The organism is Gordonia paraffinivorans NBRC 108238 (assembly GCF_000344155.1).
Classification (GTDB): Bacteria; Actinomycetota; Actinomycetes; order Mycobacteriales; family Mycobacteriaceae; genus Gordonia; species Gordonia paraffinivorans.
Map to the genome: position 1 here is coordinate 1 of NZ_BAOQ01000026.1, position 14327 is coordinate 14327.

Below are 14327 nucleotides of genomic sequence, written 5' to 3' on the forward strand. Positions count from 1 at the left end.
GCCGCTGAGGCCTTCAACGAGCAGCTATTGTTGCTCCAACAAGCCGGTGTTGCATCGACTGGTTGAGCCCGGTCAATTCCGATCCCGCAGATTTGTGTCGGCGCTCGACCGGCACGGCCTGGTCGGGTCGATGGGGGCGGGTCGGAGCCGCGGGTGACAACGCCGCGATGGAATCATTCTTCGCTGTGCTGCAGCGCAACGTCCTCGACCGGCAACGCTGGACCACCCGTGAGCGGCTGCGGATCGCGATCGTCACCTGGATCGAACGCACGTATCACTGTCGGCGCCGGCAAGCCCGCCTCGGCCGGTTGACCCCGATCGAATACGAGACCATCATCAACACAGCCGCCTCCGCGGCATGACACCGAAACTGTCACCTGATGGTGCAGCAGTCCCGGGTTACACCACTACTTGGGGCTTGACCTATAAGGGCTCTTCGAGCTTGCACGGGCAATGTCTGGTCAGGGGTTGTCGGCCGGGACGTCGGCGATGCGACCCGGTCGGTGGTCGAGGTCGCCGCCGGTTCCGGCGTGTCGTGGACGACCGCACGCGCCGCGTTCATCGAGCACCCCCGACCTGGTGCTGGGCACCCTGCAACCGGTAGAGGTCCTCGGGGTCGACGAAACTCGCCGCGGCAACCCCCGCTGAGTCCGTGGCAGCGGCGGACGGCGCTGGGTACGCACGGATCATCCAAGGACTGGTGCTCGTTGTCGGACATGGTTGCCGAGTACCCAGCGCGTCGGCGCCCTACACAGGTGGCCGTCCTCGGCACTCGGCAACCCGATCCGGAGCCGGGGAGAAGTCGGGTGTTTGGGGTGCCGGTAACCGGGGAAACCGGACGTGACCGTCCCCGACACCCGATGGGTGGTGTGTGAGAGTCCATGTCACAGGAACAACCGTCCGGATCGACGCCGATCGAGCCCGCGGAGACCGGCTCGTCGGTCTCGTCTCCCGACGACGCGCGGCGCACGGTCGACGAGCTGGAGGAAGAGCTCGTGGACGAACCCTCCGAGCGCGACAGAGAAGCGGAACCGGCCGCGACCGAGGACGACAAGAGTGACCTGGCGACCCCGGCCGTCGGTGAACCCGAGCCACCGGACTGATGCGTGACCCGACCGCCGTGCCGGAACGGGAGCGAACCCGTGAACGCGAAGGGGGAACGACGATCGCAGGACTGCGCATCGTGGCCGAACACGGCCTGCCCGAGGATCTCATCGGCCGAGCCGAGGACCGGATCCGGCAGATCGCCGACGCTTACGACCTCGAGTTCCGGGGTGTCACCGTCACCCGTGAGGTGACCCTGCAGGCGACGCCGCGGGGTGACCTCGAGACCGTCTGGGGCGCTGCTGATGCCGGCGACGAGGTCATCGTGTTCGTCACCGAGATGCCGCGTCTGTACGCGTCGGGTCCGGAGGCGCCGCTCCTCGGCAAGCGGTCGCGCAACAGCGTGGTGATGGCAGAGCTCGACACCGGCGGCAGCGCGGCCGTGGTGTCGCTGCCCGCCTTCGGCGCGTTGCCGAGGCGTCGCTTCCTGTCGGCCCTCGAGGCCGTCATCGAATCCCTGAAGGGCGGTACGCCAGACCCCTTCACCGGCCGCCGGGGTCTGGCCGTCGTCCACGAGGACGAGACCGATCACGTTCTGGCCGTGGGGTTTCGCAACCGGCTGCGCCTGACGGTCGGGATGGTGCGGGGCAACCGGCCGTGGCGCCTGATACCCACCTTGACGGGCATGACGGCCGCGGCCGCCGCCGCGGCCTCGTTCGGTGTCTTCTTCTCGACGATCTGGTCGATGGCCAACGCCCTGAGCAGCTGGCGCCTCGCCGCGATCTCCGTGCTCGCCCTTGTCCTCGCGTCGGTCTGGCTGATCGTGAACAACCGGCTGTGGGAACGGACTTCGGTGACGTCGACGCCGCGGGCACGGCTCTACAACACGGCGACGGTCTGCACTGTCGCATTCAGTTGGATCGTTCTGTACGCATTCCTGTTCGGCGCGACCCTGGTCGCCGCGATGATCGTCATCGACGAGTCGTTCCTGAGCTCTCAGTTGGGATTTCCCGCGGAGTTCCGCAGTTATGTCCACCTCGCCTGGCTGGCGACGTCGATGGGTGTCTTCGCGGGCGCGCTGGGCTCCAGCGTGGACAGCCACGACGACGTGCTGCGCGCCACCTATGGTTACCGCGAGCGGTTGCGCCGCCAGAAGTCCGAGGGACCCGAGAACTCGGGATGACCGGGTCCACCCGGTGAGGACGTCAGCCGGCCTTGCGCTCGGCGAGCATCGCGAGGCGCCGTAGGCACTCGTTCAGCCGCGGCGACATCGCGGTCTGCTGGATCACCGGGGGAATCCACTTCAGCGGGGCGGTCTCGACGAACTCCTCCATGCCGATGAGCGAGCCGTCGCCGTCCTTCTCGATCGTCATGCGAATCCGGGCCCGGCCGAAAGGCCATGCGGCGGCGGACAGTTCGAGCAGTCCGGCCTTCGATTCGATGGACTCGGTCTCGTCGTTCAGCAGGGCGGGCCACAGACCGACCGAGTGGTGGATCCGGGCGCCGGCCTGGGGCCAGTGATCGTCGACGTCGCGGATGCGGGAGGCTCCCACGACCCAGGAGGCGTAGAGCCATCCGTTCGAGAGGATCGACCACACCTGGGCCGGGGTCGCTGACGTGTGTCGTTCGACGCGGTTCATCGTCGTGCTCCGTTCGATTGTGGGGTATCGGGTCGCGGGGGCTTGGTGAGGAGCTCGGTCACCCGTCTGCTCAACGCCCGCCGGGGTAGTCCGCGCAGTCCGTCGTGTGCGAGTGCCGCACGTGCGGCGTTGTTCCCGCACGCGCCGTGGACGCCGCCGCCCGGGTGGGCACTCGAGCCCGCGAGATAGAGGCGTCCGACCGGGGTGATCGCACCGCCCAGGCCGGGCGTCGGGCGAAAGACCAACTGCTGGAACAACTGCGAGGTCCCTCCGTTCACGGCGCCGCCGACGAGGTTGGCGTCGGCCGCCTGGAGGTCGCGCGGCGTCTGCACGTGGCGCTCGACGATCAGGTCCGACACGCCCGGGGCATGGGCCTCGAGGACCGCGTCCATCCGCGCCGCCAGGTATCGGGCGGCCTCGTCGTCGGTGACACCCCGCGGCAGGTGACTGTACGACCACGCGCTCTCGGTGCCGGCCGGCGACCTGGTGGGATCGGCGGCCGTCATCTGTCCGAACAGCAGGAACGGCTGTTCGGGGATGTTGCCGGTCTCGATGTCGGTGGTCGAGGAGGCGATGGTGTGGGAGTCGGCGCCGAGGTGAACCGTGCCCGCGCCACTCAGGTTCTCGCTGCGCCACGGGATCGCGCCGCCGATCGCGTAGTTGATCTTCACCACCGGGGTGTCCCAGGTGAAGGTCTCCAGATCGGCGAGGACACGGGCGGGCACGTCGTCGGCCGACAGGAGTCGGGTGTACAGATCGGGCGCGGAGACGTCGGCGAGCACGGCCCGTCGGGCGGGCCACAGGCGGCCCCCGCCGTCGACGACGCCGACCGCCCGGCCGCCCCGTGTCTCGATCCGCGTGACCGGGGTGTCGCAGTGCACCTGCACGCCGGCCTTCTCGGCCCTGCGCCGGAGCGCCTGTGCCAACTGCTCGGCTCCTCCCACGGGAACCGGGTAACCGGTGTCCTGGCCCAGCATCGTGAGCAGGTAACCCATCACCCCGCTGCCGGGGGCGTCGAGGGGGATGTCGGCGTGCAGGGCGTTGCCGAGGATGAGCAGGCGTGCCTTCTCGCCGTGGAACAGTTCGCGGACCATCTGGTTCGCCGGCAACAGCAGGAACCGGGCCAGGCGCAGCGCATCGGCGGTGCCCGACGACCGCAGTGCGCGCAGCAGCGCGCGGACCGGTGGAAACGGGCCGAAGAGCGAGTTCAGGAGGATCGGCCGGACGGTGGTCTGCCACTGGGCGACGAGGTCGAGCCACCTCGTGCCGTCGCGGGGGGCGAACCGCGCGAGGTGCGCCGCGGTGTCGGCGGGGTCGGGGTGGACCACCGGGGCGTCGTCGTCGGAGGGGCCGGCCGGGTGTCCGAAGGCGAACGGCGCCCGACTCCATGTCAGACCGTGCGACCCCAGGTCGAGATCGGCGAAGACCGGAGAGGCCACCGCGAGGGGGAAGAAGGCGCTGAACAGGTCGGTCACGTATCCCGGTGTCAGTTCGGCGCTCTTGATCGCCCCGCCGACCTGCGGCGCGGCTTCGAGGACGGTCACGTCCCAGCCGGCGTCGGCGAGACGGATGGCCGCGATCAGCCCGTTGTGCCCGGCGCCGACGACGACTGCATCAGACACGTGACCCCCTGTTCCGGTGCTGGAGACGGCCCGCTCGGTCACGGGCGTGTTCGGCTCACGGTAGTCACGTCTACCCGTGACGAGGGGTGATAAACGCGCGGCCGGTCGTCGCGGGAGGTGTGGGCGTCTGCCGCACGGGTAGTCCGACGGCGTGACGTTCCCCCGAGATCCCACCATGCCCTGGTACCCGCGAGTGACCGATGAGAGGCTGCGCCGCCTGTGCGGGGGCCGGCCCGCGGTGGTCACCGGGGCCGGGTCGGGCATGGGGAGGGAACTGGCGCACCGACTGTCGGCGGCCGGGGTCCGGGTACTGGTCAGCGACATCGACGACGCGGCGCTCGGTGAGACGGTGACGAGCTCGCCTGGCGGGGGCGCACCGCTCGTCGCGGCCGGACTCGATGTCGCGGACGCCGACGCGGTGGCGGCCTATGTTCACGACGTGGTCGGCCGCGAGGGGCCGCCCGCGCTGGTCCTGAACAACGCCGGGATCACCATGGTCGCGGGCGTGCACGAAGAGGACGATCGACACGCCCGCCGGATCATGGCGGTCAACTTCGGCGGCGTGGTGAACGGGACGACCGCGTTCCTGCCGCACCTCGAGGCCGCGGGAGGCGGGCACATCGTGAACACCTCCAGCGCGTTCGGACTGCTCGGCGCCCCGGCGCAATCGGCCTACTCGGCGTCGAAGTTCGCGGTTCGCGGCTTCTCGGAGTCGGTTCAGAAACAGTTGCGGGACAACGGTTCACCGGTACGCATCCAAATCGTGTGTCCGGGCGCGGTGCACACCGCGATAGCGCGGCGCGCCCGGTATGTCGATCCTGCGGTCCGCGACTTCGTGACCCGCGGCTTCGACCATCGGCTGCCCGGCACCCGCCCGAGGGCCGCTGCGGCGGCGATCCTCTCGGGCGTCGTCGCCGGACGCGACCGGATTCTCGTGGGGCCGGACGCCCGCGCCCTCGACATCGGTGTGCGAGTGTTCGCGGGGGCACTCCAGCGGCCACTCGCCACGATCACCGGACCGGTGTTCCGGCGGATGATCGTGGCGTGACGTCGCTCATCGATCGTGCGACGGCGACGGGGCGGTGGGCAACGGCCGGGTGGCCGGCCCCTCCAGTACCTCGCCGGTGTGGCTGAATCGCGAGCCGTGAAGAGGGCAGTCCCAGGACTGTTCGGCGTCGTTCCAACGCAGCACGCCGTAGAGGTGGGTGCACAGGGGTGCGACCGAGCGGGTCTGGCCGGCCACCGTGCACACGCCCTTGGGTGCCACGCCCGAGTGCCCGACACTGCCCTCGCCCTCCGGCGGAGAGGACTCGGTGGGCTTGAGCAGGCTCAGGTAGCCGCCGGCCATGTACGCGGCGACCTGGGCGTTCGCGGATGCCGCCGAGCGGAGCGAGCCCGGCCTCGTCACCTCGGTGGAGCGCCAGGGACGAAGACTCTTCGACCAGGGTGGCTCCTTCCCGAGGATGCGGCCGGTCATCGACAGCGCCGCGGCCACCCCGTTGGTGAGACCCCATTTCGCGAATCCTGTTGCGACCTGGACGCTTTCCATCTTCGGCAGCAACTCGCCGACGTACGGCAGTTCGTCGATGGTCGTGTAGTCCTGCGCCGACCACCGCGCGACCATCCGGGCGGTGGGGAAGTGCTCCTGTGTCCACTCGATCATGTCCAGCGCATGTCGGCGCTCGGACTTCGTGCGCCCGACCTCGTGTCCGAAGCCGCCGACCATCAGCAGCTCCCCGTCGTGGCCGGGCCGGGTGGCGGTCCGCAACGAGACGGACGGGTTGTCCGCGCCCAGGTACATCTGACGGGGGATCTCCTCGTCGACGGTGAACGCCGCCGCGTAGGACCGCTGGGGGTGGAGGCGCGCGAAGAAGGCGGCGCGGTCGAGGAACGGGACGCCGGTGGCGAGGACGACAGAGTCCGCCTGCACCTCACCGGCATCGGTGGTGAGGGTGTGGGGTGTCCCATGGCGCAGCCCCTGCACGCGGACCCCCTCGTACAGGTGCCCGCCGTGGGCCCGGAGATCGTCGGCGAGAGCTCTCAGCACCACCATGGGGTCGATCTGGGCCTGTCCGTCGAGCCGGATCGCGGACCGGACGTCGAACGGCAGCTCCGGGGCGTCGACGTGCTCGACCGGGATGCCGAAGTCGCGACAGGCCCGGTATTCCTGCTCCACCTTCTTCGCTCCCGACGAGGTGGCGGCGAAGGTGAGTGCCGCCCGCTCGTCGACCTGCAGGCCGCGGTGGGTGAGGTAGTGGCGCAGCCACGCCTGGCCCTCCCTGTTCGCCTGGATGTAGTCCTCGACCGCGCCCTTGCCGTGGCGACTCGCGATGGACGAGAGTCTTGTGCCCTGCAGCAGCGAGAGCTTGCCGGTGGTGTGACCGGTCGCCGCGGCGCCGATGTGGCGGGCCTCGAGGACCGCGACCCGCCGGCCGGCACGGGCGAGCAGGAGACCGGTGGTCAGTCCGGTGATCCCGGCGCCGACGACGACCTGATCGTAGGTCTCGACGGTGCCGAACGGCGTCGTCTCGGGGCGGACGTCGGGCAGGCCGCCGAGATCGGTGTCGGTGGCCGGGTCGAACCAGAGGGTCTTCATGTCCGTGGGGGTTGCCCCGGCCGGCGCTTGTCAAACATGTCGGCCGGTCGCGTACCTGCCGGGAACCTGCCGACTGTCGGCGCGTGCGAGCTGCGGGTAAGGTTTTCGACTGGGAATCGAAAACGGTTGCGGAGGGTTGATGACGACGCATCCGACGAGAGGCGGACGACCATGAACATGCCCGGGCACCCCGCGCCGCAGGCCGAGTTCCTGCGCGGCGCCCTCCGCCGTGCCGATCTGGTCGTCGTCGGCGCGGGCGTCGCCGGGCTCACCGCCGCGTTGAGCGCCGCCGAGAGCGGCCTGTCGGTGGTCGTCGTCAACAAGGGCCCGCAGTGGAGCCCCGACCGCGGCGAACAGCCGACCTCCACCTTCTACGCGCAGGGCGGGGTCGCGGTGGTCATGCCCGGGCGGCGGGTGGCCGTCGCCGACGACGCCGATTCGGTCGAACTGCACCTCGAGGACACCCTCGCCGCCGGTGCCGGGCTCACCGACCCCGCCGCCTCGCGTCCGATCCTTGCCGACGGGTGGGCTGCCGTGTCGGCCCTGATCGACTGGGGCGCGGACTTCGACCGCGACGGGTCTGGCGAGCTGCTGCGCACCCGCGAGGGCGGACATTCGGTCCGCCGCATCATCCACGCCGGCGGCGACGCCACCGGGGCGGCCATCCAACGGGCCCTGCACGACGCGGTCGCGCGGTTCACGCGCGGCGGTTCGATCGAGTTCCTCGACGAGGCGATCGTGACCCGCGTCCTGCTCGACGAGGGGCGGGCGACGGGCGTGGAATACCTGTCGGCGGGACGGCGCGGCGTGGTCGCGGCCCCGACGGTGCTCCTCGCGACCGGCGGAGCGGGGCACCTCTATGTCGCGACGACCAACCCGGCCGGCGCCACCGGCGACGGGATCGCGCTGGCCCTGCGCGCCGGCGCGCTCGTCGCCGACCTGGAGTTCATCCAGTTCCACCCGACCATGCTCCACACCCCCGGAGCCCGTGGTCGCCGCACGCTCGTCAGCGAGGCGGTGCGCGGCGAGGGCGGCCGCCTCGTCGACGTCCTCGGTCGCCCGGTCACCGCGGGCGTGCACCCGATGGGCGACCTCGCCCCGCGCGACGTCGTCGCCAACGCGGTGGAGGCCGCGATCGAGGCGAGCGGCCACCCCTGCGTCTACCTGGACACCTCTGCGGTCGCCGACTTCGAACGGCGGTTCCCGACGGTGAGCGCGGGAATCCGCGCCGCGGGCCTCGACCCCGCGGACCACCGGATTCCCGTCGTACCGGGTGCGCACTACCTCTGCGGCGGCGTCGTGACCGACGACGAGGGGCGCACCGCTGTCGATGGTCTGCTCGCGGCCGGCGAGGTGGCCCGCACCGGACTCCACGGGGCCAACCGCCTGGCGTCGAACAGTCTCCTCGAAGGGCTGGTGATGGGGCGTCGCGCCGCCCGGGTCGCCGTGGGACGGCGAGACCTGCCGATCGCAGATCTCGCGTCGCCGGACGGACCGTCGAGCGGGGGCGCGGTCCCGGTCCTCGACCGGGATCTCCTGCAGGACACCATGACACGACGCGTCGCACTGAGACGGTCGGCCGACGGTCTCGCCGAGGCGTCCGCGCTGCTCCGCTCGGCACCGAGGCGGGTCCCGACGACGGTGCGCGAGATCGAGGATGCGGCACTGACCTTGACCGCCGCGGCGGTGGTCGCCGCGGCCGAGGCCAGGACCGAGTCACGGGGCTCGCACGTGCGCATCGACTTCCCGGAGACGTCCGGGGCCGGTTGCTCACATGCATTCCGCCTCGTCGACGGCGAGGTGCGCGCCGCGGTTCTCGCCGCCGCGGTCTGAGGGCCGCGGCCCGGCCCAGGCGGCCCGAGAGCCGGGCTCGAGCGGGCTGTCCGAGCGGGGGGGAGTCGGGCGAAGCCGATGCGCCGCCGGGGTCCGGCCACTAGATTTGGCCGGTATGTCGTCATCCCCTGATCCCGACACTCCCCACGACCGCGCGATGACCGGGAACGGCGCGACCCTTCCCGCTGCGGACCGTTCCGCCGACCCCGCGACACCGGGACGCGAGGTCATCGATCTCGGGTACATCACCCTGCACGCCCTCACGTGGGGGCCGGCCGACGGCCCTCTCGCGGTGTGTCTGCACGGCTTTCCGGATTCCGCATGGACCTGGCGATTCCTCGGGCCGGAGCTCGCCGCCGCGGGCCACCGCGTCGTCGCCCCCTTCACGCGGGGCTATGCCCCGTCGGACATCCCGGCCGACAAGGATTTTCACGTCGCGGCGCTCGCGCACGACGCGCGCGAGATCCACCGCGCCCTCGGCGGCGGCCCCGACGCCGTCCTGATCGGACACGACTGGGGAGCGCTCACCGCCAACGCCCTCGCGCATCGGGAGGACAACCCGTACGCGGTGGTGGTCTCGATGGCCGTGCCGCCGATACCCGCGATCCGGCGTGCCGCGACCGACGGCCTCGGCGCCGTAGGACTCCTCGCCCGTCAGGCCGCGATGAGCTGGTACATCGGATTCAACCAGTTGCCCTGGCTGCCCGAGCGGAGCCTGGGGTGGCTCGTCCCGCTGCTGTGGCGACGGTGGCGGTTGCGGCATCGCGGACAGCCGCGTCCCGACTACCGACCCGACATCGATCACGCCCTCTCGGCGATGTCCACGCGCGCCCACCGCAGCGCAGCGCTCGGCTACTACCGCGCGCTGCGCCGGCGTCGCACCGATCCCCGGTATGCGCCCCTGCGCGACGACTGGCTGGGCGAACCGCGTTGCCCCACTCTCTATCTGCACGGAGCCGATGACGGATGCATGCAGTCGAGGCTCACCGATCACGTTCACGACGTGCTGCCGCACGGCAGCGCGGCCGCAGTCATCGCGAACGCCGGACACTTCCTGCACCTCGATCGCCCGGCTGAGGTGAACAAGATCATCGTGACGTTTGTCGCCCGGACGCGCGGGGGTCAGGGGGGTGGCACCGGAACCTACTCCTTCGTAGACTGACGCCCGAGATCTTCAGCGCCGCGATCGGAGGGGGAACGAGGCGACGCGTGCCGGGGCTGCGTGGGAACCGCACGGGAGCTTCAGACACACAGAAGCCAGGGCGGGCCGGCCGGCGCGCGTAGACAGTGGGATCACTGCAGGTACGAAGGGGAGTCCGTATGCACGGCGAAGGCTGTTGGTCGACAGTGGTGTGCCGACCGACCGAACGCGCGGCGCTCGGACTGTCCGGGGATTCCGACTGGCTGCTGCAGTGCCGACTCCCGATCGGGCACCGCGGGAACCACGCCACCGATGCGAGCACGCATCCGCGCCACGATCGCCGTCTCTGGCTCGAGTGGAACGACTTCGACAACCGCGCCCAGTCCCTGATCGAGCGCAACCCCTGCCCGGTCCCGTCTGCGGACGGCGCCGGGGGATGCGTGTACTTCGCAGGTCACGGAGGCGCGCACTTCTTCGCGCCGTCGAACGGGCATGCGCCGTCGGTGATGACCGGCGCCGGCAACCGACGCAGCCCGGCCTCGGCCTCCCCGACGCCCCCGGGCGTCGCCGCGCCGACACCTCCGCCGGCCGAGCCCGCAGGCCCGCCGCACCCGCGGGCGGGCTCGCACCGGCTTCCCGACTCCCATCAGCCGGCCCCACCTGATGTTCCGGCCGCCGAGCGATGGCCGAATCCCGCGGGCGCCGAACCGCAGTCGACCTATCAGGGCGGGCGCCGATCCACCGGTGCCGAGGCCCCGGTCGCACAGGACCGTCACGGTCGCCGTCACCGTCCCGACGCGGCGGGCGCCGAACCGGCCCCGCTGGCGGAGGGGCCCGGCCGGCACGGCGGCGGTCATGCGGCGCCAGAGCCGGCCGAGTCCGTCGTGCCGCCTCAGCACGCCGCTCCCGAGCCGTCGCCGGTCGTCGCCTCGCGCGTCGAGGCCCCGGTGGGTTCCGCGCCTGTGGTCTCCGGGGTTCCCGCCCTCGAGAACGCCGGCGAGGCCGCGACGCCGGCCCCGGCGTCGACGGACGGAGTGCTGTTCGATCCCGCCCGTCGCGCGGCCGTCAGCGAGGCCCTCGACGAGGTCGCCGCCGCGCTCGCGAAGCTCGCGGCTGCTCTGCGCGACTAGCTCGACCAGGTCTTCTCCCACCCCGCGTCCGTCCGCGCGGCACCCGCCGGACGGCGCTCCGTCATGCCCTTCCCGGTCCCGGAGGCATACCCTAGGGGGGTATGGTTGTGCAGTCTCGCCCGTGGTGGTATACCGAAGGTCAGATACCCCTAGGGGGTACCTGAACGGCAGGAGTCGCATGGACCAGCATCAGCACGGCTACATCGGCCGCAAGGACGACTACCTGAAGCGGTTGCGTCGGATCGAAGGCCAGGCGCGCGGACTGCAGCGGATGGTCGAGGAGGATTCGTACTGCATCGACATCCTCACCCAGGTGTCGGCGATGACGAAGGCGCTCGAGGCCGTCGGCCTCGGCCTGCTCGAGGAACACCTCGCGCACTGCGTCGTGCACGCCGCACAGGAAAGCGACGAGGCCGGCCGGGAGAAGGTCGAGGAGGCGATGGCGGCCATCGCCCGCCTCGTGAAGTCCTGACGAGCCGACCCGCACCGAACCCAGAGAGAAGGAGACACCATGAGCACCACCAGCAGCTACACCGTCACCGGCATGACCTGCGGTCACTGCGCCGCCTCGGTCCGCGAGGAGATCGAGGAGATCGCCGGCGTGACGAGCGTCGACGTGTCCGTGGACACCGGTGCCGTCCGCGTCGTCTCCGAGCACGAGATCCCGCGCGAGGAGATCGAGAAGGCGGTCACCGAAGCGGGATATGCGCTGGCGTGACATGCCCGCCTTCGCCAAGGGACCCCTGCTGTACGTGATCGCCCTGGCCGCGATCTTCGTGATCGCCTTCGGCGTCGGCAGGGCGTGGGGCCCCGACCCGCAGCCGGCGACACACGAGTCGCCGACGCACGGTGTCGTCGAGACGACCACCGTCGAGACGGGCGGGTCGGCGCCGCCGCCCGCTCACGATGACGCCCACCACGACGCCGGCCGCCACGGTCAGGGCGGTCACGACCAGGACGGGGGTGAGCACTGATGTCCGCAGGCCCCGAACTGACCTCGGCCGCCGACCTCCGGCTCGTCGACCTCGACATCTCCGGGATGACCTGCGCATCCTGTGCCAACCGCATCGAGCGCAAGCTCAACAAACTCGACGGCGTGACCGCGACGGTGAACTATGCGACCGAACGCGCGCACGTCGAGGCCCCGGCAGGGGTGTCCGCCGAGGAACTGATCGAGGTCGTGCGGGCCGCGGGATACGACGCCGCGCCGGTGCGGACCGAGCCGGAGACGCCGGCCGAAGACGCCTCCGACGGTCCGGACGGTGCCGCCGATCCCGAGCTCGACGCGCTGCGGCAGCGGCTGATCGTGTCGGCGGTGCTCACCGCCCCGGTGATCGTCCTCGCGATGGTCCCGGCCTGGCAGTTCACCTACTGGCAGTGGCTGTCGCTGACGCTCGCCGCGCCGGTCGTCGTCTGGGGCGCCTACCCCTTCCATCGGGCCGCGTGGATCAACCTGCGCCACGGCGCGACGACGATGGACACCCTCGTGTCGGTCGGAACGCTGGCCGCATTCGGGTGGTCGTTGTACGCGCTGTTCCTCGGCACCGCCGGAACACCCGGTCTCACACACGGTTTCGACCTGTTGCCACAACGGACCGACGGCGCCTCGCACATCTACCTCGAGGCCGCGGCGGGCGTGACGACCTTCCTGCTCGCCGGGCGCTACTTCGAGAAGCGCGCGAAGCGTCGAGCCGGTGACGCGCTGCGCGCGCTGATGGGCCTGGGCGCCAAGGACGTCGTGGTCCGGCGCGGCGGTGTGGAGACGCGAATCCCGATCGGGCAGTTGGCCGTCGGGGACGAGTTCGTCGTCCGCCCGGGTGAGAAGATCGCCACCGACGGCGTGGTGGTCGAGGGGTCGTCGGCCGTCGACGCATCGATGGTCTCGGGCGAGTCCGTCCCGGTCGAGGTGACCGTGGGCGACTCCGTCATCGGGGCCACGGTGAACACCAGCGGACTGCTCGTGGTCCGCGCCACCGCTGTCGGCGCGGACACCGCACTCGCCCAGATGGCGCGCATGGTCGCCGCCGCGCAGGAGGGCAAGGCCGACGCGCAGCGTCTCGCCGACCGCATCTCCGCGGTGTTCGTGCCCGCGGTGATCGCGATCGCCGTTGCCACGCTGGGATTCTGGCTCGGGTCGGGATCGTCCGGCGGACTCACCGGAGGCGACGTGACCTTCGCGTTCACCGCCGCCGTCGCGGTGCTGATCATCGCGTGCCCCTGCGCGCTGGGGCTGGCGACGCCGACGGCGCTCATGGTCGGCACCGGGCGCGGTGCGCAACTCGGCATCCTGTTGAAGGGGCCCGAGGTCCTGGAGTCGACCCGTCGCGTGGACACGATCGTGCTCGACAAGACCGGAACCGTCACCACCGGAGAGATGACGTTGTCATCGGTGACGGCGGCGCCCGGGTACGACGAGCAGCAGGTCCTCGCGGCCGCGGCCGCGGTCGAGGCCGGTTCTGAGCACCCGATCGGTGCCGCGATCGTCGCCGGAGCACCGAATCCGTTGCCCGAGAAAGCAACTGATTTCGTCGCCGAACAGGGTGTCGGGATGTCGGGAACGGTCGGCGGCCGCCGGGTCTCGGTCGTGTCACCGTCGAAGGTCGAGGCCGATCTCCCCGATGTGCTCGCCGACGCGGTCGCCGCCGCGGAGTCGGGCGGGGCCACTGCGGTCGTCGTCCTGGCGGACGAGACCGGCGCACCTGACGGGAAGGCGCTCCCGGCGCCGGTCGGCGTGATCGTGGTCGCCGACCGGATCAAGGAGACGTCGGCGGCGGCGATCGCCGAGTTCCGGCGCCTCGGCCTCACCCCGATGTTGCTGACCGGAGACAACGAGGGCGCGGCCCGGGCGGTGGCGGCCGAGGTCGGCATCGACGACGTGACCGCCGGTGTCAGTCCGCAGCGCAAGCTCGAGGTGATCGCCGAGCTGCAGTCGCGCGGTCACGTCGTGGCGATGGTCGGTGACGGCATCAACGACGCCGCGGCGCTGGCGCAGGCCGATCTCGGTCTCGCGATGGGCACCGGAACCGACGTGGCGATGGCGGCCGGTGACCTGACCGTGGTGAGCGGCGACCTTCGCGTCGTCGCGGACGCGATCCGCCTGGCACGCCGGACGCTCGGGACGATCAAGGGAAATCTGTTCTGGGCCTTCGGGTACAACGTCGCGGCGATCCCGCTGGCCGCTGCGGGCATGCTGAACCCGATGATCGCCGGTGCCGCGATGGCGCTGTCGTCGGTGTTCGTCGTCGGCAACAGCCTGCGGCTGCGGCGATTTGCTCCTCGGCGTCAGAACTGACGCGTCGTCCGACGCGAGAAGCCGCCCCT

Annotated in this window: 13 protein-coding genes and 1 pseudogene; 11 read left to right on the plus strand and 3 right to left on the minus strand. The window is 71.1% G+C overall.

Annotated elements, in window-relative coordinates; genetic code table 11:
- Positions 1–73: 73 nt before the first annotated feature.
- The 3 genes and pseudogenes from GP2_RS13080 to GP2_RS13090 form a co-directional block, all read left to right on the plus strand.
- Positions 74–362 (plus strand): annotated as a pseudogene (locus GP2_RS13080) (integrase core domain-containing protein); the annotation flags it as partial.
- 519 nt (positions 363–881) lie between these two features.
- A complete protein-coding gene (locus tag GP2_RS13085; protein ID WP_006900992.1) occupies positions 882–1103 on the plus strand; it encodes a hypothetical protein in 222 nt (73 codons plus the stop codon).
- Complete coding sequence (locus GP2_RS13090; protein ID WP_006900993.1) at positions 1103–2227, plus strand: hypothetical protein; 1125 nt, start codon at positions 1103–1105, stop codon at positions 2225–2227. The genes GP2_RS13085 and GP2_RS13090 overlap by 1 nt, the downstream gene beginning before the upstream one ends.
- A 22-nt stretch (positions 2228–2249) precedes the next feature.
- Here the strand turns inward: GP2_RS13090 and GP2_RS13095 are convergent, their stop codons facing one another.
- Both GP2_RS13095 and GP2_RS13100 read right to left on the minus strand, forming a co-directional pair.
- Entirely contained in the window at positions 2250–2684 is a 435-nt protein-coding gene (locus tag GP2_RS13095) for an SRPBCC family protein (RefSeq protein ID WP_006900994.1), read from the minus strand.
- The gene (locus GP2_RS13100; RefSeq protein ID WP_006900995.1) at positions 2681–4306 is read right to left on the minus strand and encodes a phytoene desaturase family protein; all 1626 of its coding nucleotides are present in this window, start codon (positions 4304–4306) and stop codon (positions 2681–2683) included. The genes GP2_RS13095 and GP2_RS13100 overlap by 4 nt, the downstream gene beginning before the upstream one ends.
- A 175-nt stretch (positions 4307–4481) precedes the next feature.
- Here GP2_RS13100 and GP2_RS13105 point away from each other — a divergent pair, with 175 nt between their 5' ends.
- The gene (locus GP2_RS13105) at positions 4482–5354 is read left to right on the plus strand and encodes an SDR family NAD(P)-dependent oxidoreductase (RefSeq protein WP_006900996.1); all 873 of its coding nucleotides are present in this window, start codon (positions 4482–4484) and stop codon (positions 5352–5354) included.
- A 6-nt stretch (positions 5355–5360) separates the two neighbouring features.
- Here GP2_RS13105 and GP2_RS13110 read toward each other — a convergent pair whose 3' ends face one another.
- Positions 5361–6902 (minus strand): FAD-dependent oxidoreductase, encoded by a 1542-nt coding sequence (locus tag GP2_RS13110; protein WP_006900997.1) that lies wholly within the window; start codon positions 6900–6902, stop codon positions 5361–5363.
- A gap of 171 nt (positions 6903–7073) precedes the next feature.
- Here GP2_RS13110 and nadB point away from each other — a divergent pair, with 171 nt between their 5' ends.
- From nadB to GP2_RS13145, 7 genes are all read left to right on the plus strand, one after another.
- Positions 7074–8735, plus strand: a complete 1662-nt coding sequence (gene nadB / locus GP2_RS13115; RefSeq protein ID WP_006900998.1) for an L-aspartate oxidase — start codon at positions 7074–7076, stop codon at positions 8733–8735.
- Positions 8736–8850: 115 nt separating this feature from the next.
- Positions 8851–9897, plus strand: a complete 1047-nt coding sequence (locus GP2_RS13120; protein WP_006900999.1) for an alpha/beta fold hydrolase — start codon at positions 8851–8853, stop codon at positions 9895–9897.
- Positions 9898–10055: 158 nt separating this feature from the next.
- On the plus strand, positions 10056–11006 hold the full coding sequence (locus GP2_RS13125; RefSeq protein ID WP_040527014.1) for a hypothetical protein: 951 nt from the start codon (positions 10056–10058) through the stop codon (positions 11004–11006).
- A gap of 178 nt (positions 11007–11184) precedes the next feature.
- A complete protein-coding gene (locus GP2_RS13130) occupies positions 11185–11478 on the plus strand; it encodes a metal-sensitive transcriptional regulator (protein WP_006901001.1) in 294 nt (97 codons plus the stop codon).
- Between the two features lie 39 nt (positions 11479–11517).
- Positions 11518–11724, plus strand: coding sequence for a heavy-metal-associated domain-containing protein (locus GP2_RS13135; RefSeq protein WP_006901002.1), 207 nt, complete (start codon positions 11518–11520; stop codon positions 11722–11724).
- A gap of 1 nt (position 11725) precedes the next feature.
- The gene (locus GP2_RS13140) at positions 11726–11980 is read left to right on the plus strand and encodes a hypothetical protein (RefSeq protein WP_006901003.1); all 255 of its coding nucleotides are present in this window, start codon (positions 11726–11728) and stop codon (positions 11978–11980) included.
- Positions 11980–14298 carry a heavy metal translocating P-type ATPase gene (locus tag GP2_RS13145; RefSeq protein WP_006901004.1) on the plus strand — a complete coding sequence of 773 codons (2319 nt, stop codon included), beginning with the start codon at positions 11980–11982 and terminating at the stop codon, positions 14296–14298. Before GP2_RS13140 ends, GP2_RS13145 begins: the two co-directional genes overlap by 1 nt.
- Positions 14299–14327: the final 29 nt, after the last annotated feature.

Excerpts from the sequence above, each read along its gene's own strand:
- GP2_RS13085 (WP_006900992.1), top strand. The coding sequence starts at position 882 with ATGTCACAGGAACAACCGTCCGGATCGACGCCGATCGAGCCCGCGGAG.
- GP2_RS13140 (WP_006901003.1), top strand. The coding sequence starts at position 11,726 with ATGCCCGCCTTCGCCAAGGGACCCCTGCTGTACGTGATCGCCCTGGCC.
- nadB (WP_006900998.1), top strand. The coding sequence starts at position 7,074 with ATGAACATGCCCGGGCACCCCGCGCCGCAGGCCGAGTTCCTGCGCGGC.
- GP2_RS13135 (WP_006901002.1), top strand. The coding sequence starts at position 11,518 with ATGAGCACCACCAGCAGCTACACCGTCACCGGCATGACCTGCGGTCAC.
- GP2_RS13090 (WP_006900993.1), top strand. The coding sequence starts at position 1,103 with ATGCGTGACCCGACCGCCGTGCCGGAACGGGAGCGAACCCGTGAACGC.
- GP2_RS13120 (WP_006900999.1), top strand. The coding sequence starts at position 8,851 with ATGTCGTCATCCCCTGATCCCGACACTCCCCACGACCGCGCGATGACC.
- GP2_RS13110 (WP_006900997.1), bottom strand. The coding sequence starts at position 6,902 with ATGAAGACCCTCTGGTTCGACCCGGCCACCGACACCGATCTCGGCGGC.
- GP2_RS13125 (WP_040527014.1), top strand. The coding sequence starts at position 10,056 with ATGCACGGCGAAGGCTGTTGGTCGACAGTGGTGTGCCGACCGACCGAA.
- GP2_RS13105 (WP_006900996.1), top strand. The coding sequence starts at position 4,482 with ATGCCCTGGTACCCGCGAGTGACCGATGAGAGGCTGCGCCGCCTGTGC.
- GP2_RS13130 (WP_006901001.1), top strand. The coding sequence starts at position 11,185 with ATGGACCAGCATCAGCACGGCTACATCGGCCGCAAGGACGACTACCTG.
- GP2_RS13095 (WP_006900994.1), bottom strand. The coding sequence starts at position 2,684 with ATGAACCGCGTCGAACGACACACGTCAGCGACCCCGGCCCAGGTGTGG.
- GP2_RS13145 (WP_006901004.1), top strand. The coding sequence starts at position 11,980 with ATGTCCGCAGGCCCCGAACTGACCTCGGCCGCCGACCTCCGGCTCGTC.